Source organism: Pseudomonadota bacterium, from assembly GCA_018823135.1.
Classification (GTDB): domain Bacteria; phylum Desulfobacterota; class Desulfobulbia; order Desulfobulbales; family CALZHT01; genus JAHJJF01.
Map to the genome: position 1 here is coordinate 1 of JAHJJF010000109.1, position 4,646 is coordinate 4,646.

A 4,646-nucleotide genomic window follows, 5' to 3' on the forward strand; every position below is an offset into this window, starting at 1 on the left:
GTAATAGCCGATGCGGATACGTTCATCCTTGTTTTCGATATCCTTGAGTTTACTGTTCACCTCGGTCTCAGGGAGACCAAAAACCTTATATACTTTCTGAGACACCCCCCGGGAGTGATTATCCGGCATCGCCTCAAGGTGCGGAATAACACAGTCAACCAGCAGTTCTTTCATTTCATAGGGTACGCCGGGCAGAAAGAAAACCGGTTTTTCTTCATGATACAAAAGATAGCCGGCCATTTTTGCTTCGGGTTTTAATATTTCAGCCCCAGAGGGAAGCCAGGCAAGTTTTTCAAGACTCAGGCCCTTTGAGTCACTTGCCTGTGGGGTGTCCTTTATTTTTTCATATATTTCCGGATAAAAGGTAACCGGTCGAGCAAGGGCTTCTGCAACCGCCTCGTTGGTCTTGTCATCAGTTGTTGCGCCGAGACCCCCGGTGACCACGACAAAATCAGCCTGGGCCAAGGCTTTTTTGAGAGCGCCGCCGATGGCTTCTGAAGAATCGCCAATGGCTGACATGGAAACTATTTCATGCCCTGCGGCAAAAAGCTGGCTTGCGGCAAAATAACTGTTGGAATTCAGAATTCTGCCGGAAGTCAATTCATCGCCGATGGCTATTATTTCTCCGATCATCAAGACCTCGTTTATATCACGCCTAAGCCAAACAATTTTTCAGTTTACCATATGATAACCTGCATGAGGTGCGGGCACAATGCGTTGCCGGACAAGGCCGCGCCCTCTTGATGCGAGGGTTATGTGGTTAATTTTATTTACTTTTCAAAAAATTCTAATGTCCGTTCTACAAATACCAAAAACAATCCACAAAAAGTGAGAAAGCCAAAGATTGAGTTTCCTGGTGCTTCATTCGGCGAATTTGCTGTCCACGTTTGAATCGACCAATCAAGGTGTTTCAGTCTTTTTTTCTCAAAAAGATACGATTCGGCCAAATACATTCCTGTCCACGAGGCGCTCAATTTTCACCTCAACGATCCGATTGATCGAATTGTGCGGTGCCTCAAAATAAACAGGAACATAATTTTCTGTAAAGCCTTTCATTAAACGAAATTTATTTTTTTCCGATTCCGCAAGCACCTTGAACACTTTTCCAAGCTGTTTCCCGTAAAAGGCGGTGCGTTTTTTATGATCCAGCTCCCGTAGCCGGGCGACCCGTTCTTCCTTGATGTTTTTGGGAATCTGGTCCTGCATACTGGCAGCCAGGGTGCCGGGGCGCTTGGAGTAAGGAAAAACATGCAGGTAGGCAACGGGTAAATTCTCAAGCAGCCGAACGGTGTTTCCAAAGGCTTCATCGCTTTCGCCGGGAAATCCAACCAGCACATCCACACCGATAGATATTTCCGGCACCAACTGTTGACATTTCTCAATAATCTTTCTGAAATCATCAGACGCGTAACGCCGGTTCATCTTTTTTAATATACCATCATCGCCGCTTTGCAGAGGAACATGAAGATGTGGCATAAATCGTTGCGAATCTTTCATCACTTGTAACATTTCCGTAGAAATTTCTGTGGGCTCGAGAGAACTCATCCGGTAGCGAAACCCGGTTTCCCCGGCTTCAAGGGCCTTGATCAAGTCAATGAGTTCCAGGGGAGGATCGAGATCCAGGCCGTAAAGCCCGGCATGGATACCGGTTAACACAACTTCCTGATAGCCTTCTTTGTCAAAAACATCGGCCTGGTCCAGTACCTGGTCAAGCTTCAGGCTGCGACTTCTGCCTCTGGCATAAGGAACAATGCAATACGAGCAGAAACGATTGCAGCCGTCCTGAATCTTAAGATACGCCCTTGTCCGCCCGGCAAAACGCTTCACCGGCAGGAAGGCTATTTCTTTCTTGACGCTGATATCGCCGGTGTACATCTCGAGATCGCAATAATCTGTTGCAAGGGCGATATCAACCAGCCGATGTTTGTTGCCGTTGCCGACGATGCAGATCGGCTGATCACCGATTTCCAGAATTTCGCTGGAGGCAATCTGGGCATAGCAGCCGGTAACAATGATTCGCGCCTTGGGATTTGTACGCAACGCCCGGCGGATTAAGTGTCTGGATTGCGCTCCTGCCTTGGAGGTAACCGCACAGGTGTTAATTATATAAATGTCCGCAGGCTCGGTAAACGGCACCACATCAACACCCTGTTCCTCCAGGGCGGAGACAAAAGAGGCGGTTTCAAACTGGTTCACCTTGCATCCAAGGGAGGTCAGGGCAACCGTGCGTTTCGGTTTTGTTTTTTTCTTTTCTTGCATCTAAAAAAAATACCTCTGTTATGCCTCCATGTTTCTTCTACCGGATCTCGGGCTTCTGGCAAATGCACTCCCAAAAGTACTAACCCTTTAAAAGGATCTCGCCACCGCCGATCAATTCTTCCCCATCATACAAAGCGGCAAACTGCCCCTTGGTAATCGCCCGTTGCCGGTCATTAAAGCTGATTTCCAACCTGTTGTCGGCAAGCATCTCAACGTTTGCTGCCGCGGCCTGATGCCGGTAACGGATCTTTACAGTAAATTGCGCAGGCAACTCCGGAGCTTTTCCGGAAAGCCAGTTCATCTCTTTGACTATCATGGAGTCGTGCCACAGATCTGTATCCTTTCCGACCACAACCTGATTATTTTGCGCATCCAGATCAAGCACATAATACGGGGTGCTGTCCGGAATACCCAGTCCCCGGCGCTGACCCACCGTAAACCGGTGAATTCCCTCATGCCTGCCCAGAACCCGGCCTTCCATGGTGACAATTTCGCCGGTATTTTCCTGATCTTTCCCCGTCGCAGCTAAAAAATCACCAACACTGGTCTCGGCTAAAAAGCATACATCCTGACTCTCTTTGCCTTTATGAAACCCGGTAAAACCGAACCCGGCGGCAATTTCATACACATGATCCTTGATAAACCCGCCCAAGGGGAAAACCAATCTGCTCAACTGCTCCTGAGTGAGGCGACATAAGAAATATGACTGATCTTTTTTTCGGTCCAAGCCCTTTAAAAGCTTGAAAATACCATCTGTGTTCTGTTGCACTCTTACATAATGTCCTGTTGCAAAGTACTCTCCACCGGATTCAAGAGCCCGGTTCATCAGCAGGCCGAATTTTATCTCACGGTTGCAGACAATACAGGGGTTTGGCGTCTTCCCCATAAAATAACTGCTCGCAAAATAATCAAGCACCTCTTTTTGAAACTGGGTATTGAGATCGATAACTTCCAGGGGAATTTCAAGCCGCGCCGCAATCCCTTTGACTTTCTCAACCTGCACCTGGAGATCAGGCTGAGCAAGTGCCATAAAAACTCCACGAACATCACAGCCCGCCTGTTTCAATAAAGCGGCGGTTGTGGTACTATCAACCCCGCCGCTCATCGCAACGGTTACGGCTTTTCCTAGTACTTTGTCGGAAATACTCATAGGCTTTAGAAAAAATACCGCTGTTCCCATATGGCTTAGCCCCTGATTGGCGGAGGCTCTATTAATAAATGATGAAATCTTAAATAAAACTGATTTCATCGACTTGCATTATAACCGGTTGATTTTGTTGGTGGACCTTTTGCTTCAGTGACTTTTTTTCGAGACCATCAATTTAGGTTTTCTTGTTATTACGGATAGATAAATCAATATGCAAAAAAAAGAAAGATCAAAACCCGAGTTGCTCGCTCCGGCGGGCAGCCTGGACAAGCTAAAAACAGCTATCCACTACGGCGCTGATGCCGTATACATGGCCGGCCAACAGTATAGCCTTCGAGCCCATGCAACGTTCAGCGATGACGAAATCACCCAGGCTATTTCCCATGCGCACTCCCATGGTGTCCGTGTCTATATCACGGTAAACATCTTCGCCCATAACCGGGACTTTGACAGGCTCGGAGAATATCTTGCTTTTCTTGGACAGGCAGGTGCGGACGGCTTGATTATTTCTGATCCGGGGATCCTCGCGGTGGCCCAAAAAACAGTCCCGACTCTGCCCATCCATCTCAGCACCCAAGCCAATGTCACCAATACCGAAAGCGCTCTTTTCTGGCAGAATCAGGGGGTCTCGCGCCTCAATCTCGCCAGGGAATTAGGTCTTGCTGAAATAGCCACCATAAAAAATCAACTGACCGCAGAGATAGAAATCTTTGTCCACGGCGCTTTGTGCATATCCTATTCAGGCCGCTGCAATTTAAGCCTGTATCTCACCGGCAGAGATGCCAACCGGGGAGACTGCGCTCACCCCTGCCGATACAGCTACAAACTCCTGGAAGAAAAAAGACCGGATAAATTCTTTCCGGTGGAAGAAGACAGCAGGGGAACATACATTTTCAATTCAAAAGATCTTTGCCTGATCAACAGGTTGCCGGCGCTGGTTGCGGCCGGGGTTGATGCAATTAAAATTGAAGGCCGGATGAAAAGTCTTTATTACGTTGCCGCGGTCACCCGCACTTACCGGGCGGCACTGGATTATATAAGCGAAACAAGTGAAATTAATCCAGATGAGGCAAAAAATCTTCCAAAAGAATTCATGGAGGAGCTTTACAAGGTAGGATCTCGCGGCTATACCGACAATTTTTATGAGGGCCCGCCCCAAACCGATGACATGCTCTATGATGGACCAAAAATCCAGCAGGCACATGCGCCGCTGGGTGTGGTGCGAAAAGCCGGGTCAGAC

4 protein-coding genes are annotated in these 4,646 nt (G+C 48.1%); 1 reads left to right on the forward strand and 3 read right to left on the reverse strand.

The window, feature by feature from the left end; translation table 11 throughout:
• The 3 genes from KKE17_12135 to mnmA all read right to left on the reverse strand — a co-directional run.
• Positions 1–633 (reverse strand): competence/damage-inducible protein A (locus tag KKE17_12135; GenBank protein MBU1710746.1); only part of this gene is annotated, 633 nt, incomplete at its 3' end.
• Between the two features lie 291 nt (positions 634–924).
• Positions 925–2,259, reverse strand: coding sequence for a tRNA (N(6)-L-threonylcarbamoyladenosine(37)-C(2))-methylthiotransferase MtaB (gene mtaB / locus KKE17_12140; GenBank protein MBU1710747.1), 1,335 nt, complete (start codon positions 2,257–2,259; stop codon positions 925–927).
• A gap of 79 nt (positions 2,260–2,338) precedes the next feature.
• Positions 2,339–3,409, reverse strand: coding sequence for a tRNA 2-thiouridine(34) synthase MnmA (mnmA, locus tag KKE17_12145; protein ID MBU1710748.1), 1,071 nt, complete (start codon positions 3,407–3,409; stop codon positions 2,339–2,341).
• 208 nt (positions 3,410–3,617) lie between these two features.
• Here mnmA and KKE17_12150 point away from each other — a divergent pair.
• A partial coding sequence (locus KKE17_12150; GenBank protein MBU1710749.1) for a U32 family peptidase occupies positions 3,618–4,646 on the forward strand: 1,029 nt, incomplete at its 3' end.